This is a genomic window from Ruegeria sp. BHSB056, assembly GCF_059613305.1.
This window is the reverse complement of the sequence record NZ_JBXWSG010000198.1, coordinates 1-1,158: the sequence shown is the minus strand read 5'-3', so window position 1 is coordinate 1,158 and position 1,158 is coordinate 1. Positions and strand designations below refer to the sequence as shown.

At 61.2% G+C, this 1,158-nt stretch carries 2 protein-coding genes; both read left to right on the top strand.

The genetic code is table 11. The annotated features are described in order from the left end of the window. Positions 1–392 (top strand): MurR/RpiR family transcriptional regulator (locus tag AC2FND_RS20300; protein ID WP_496771502.1); only part of this gene is annotated, 392 nt, incomplete at its 5' end. Between the two features lie 288 nt (positions 393–680). Next, positions 681–1,158: ABC transporter transmembrane domain-containing protein (locus AC2FND_RS20295; protein ID WP_496771501.1), on the top strand; the 478-nt coding region annotated here is incomplete at its 3' end.

Sequence of the window (1,158 nt, the reverse complement as noted above, 5' to 3'; positions counted from 1 at the left end):
TCCGGCCCAACGTGACGATGCTGGGCAACTCGGCCAACGTGTGGCCGCAATACCTGCTGGACATGGATGACAGCTGGGTCCTGGTGATCTTCGACATCCGTCGCTACGAAGCGCAACTGGAGAAGCTGGCGCAGGTGGCGTCGGATCGGGGTGTGACGGTCGTTCTGTTCACCGACCAGTGGGGCTCACCCATCGTGCGGACGGCGGATTACACGTTCCACGCACTGGTCGAGGCCCCGTCGAGCTGGGATTTCACCATCGCATTGCAGTTGATCTCCGAGACCCTGATCGCCGAGGTGCAAGAAGCCCGCTGGGAAGAAAGCAAGGAACGGATCGAAGAACTGGAACGGTATTTCTCGACCACGCGGATTTTCCGTAGCCTCGACAACTGACCGTTCACGAGCCTTGGCAACCGGTGGACAAAACTGTTGTTCCACCGATGTCACCCATATATCGTAGCTGCGACGAGGCTCGCTGCAACATCGGGTAGCCGCACCCCCAGAGTGCCTGAGTGAGGCGGAATCCGGCCGGTCAATCTGGCAAGAAACCGCCGCACATTGCACTCCGGCGCCCCTTGCGACTTCAGAAGGCCGGGCGAGGCTGGTAAATCCCGGGTTTGGCTGCGGCCCAAGCTTGTCACAGCCCCGGATCCGCGCATGAATGACAAAGGTTGACCGATCGTGAGCCCGAAGCACCCTGAAAATCTCCGCCCGGACCCCGAGCTTCAATCCGCACGCAGGCAGGGATCGACCTTCCTGTTGCTGACCTTCCTGTTCAGCGTCTTCGTCAACATCCTGATGTTGACCGGGCCGCTGTTCATGCTTCAGGTCTATGACCGCGTCCTGTCCTCGCGCGCGGTCGAGACGCTGACGGCGCTGTTTCTGCTGGTCGCCCTGCTCTATGGCCTGATGGCAATGCTGGACTATGCCCGCGGGCGGATCATTGCCCGGTTCGGCGCCAGGTTTCAGTCCGACCTGGACGATCGTGTGTTCGACGCGACCCTGCGCCATGCTCTTTATCCTCAAGCCCGGGCCACACCCGCCCGGTCGCTGCGCGACCTCGAGACCATTCAGGCCCTGTGTGCCTCGCCCGTATTTCTGGCGATAATGGACCTGCCTTGGACGCCGGTGTTTCTGGCCGCCATCTTCATTTTCCACC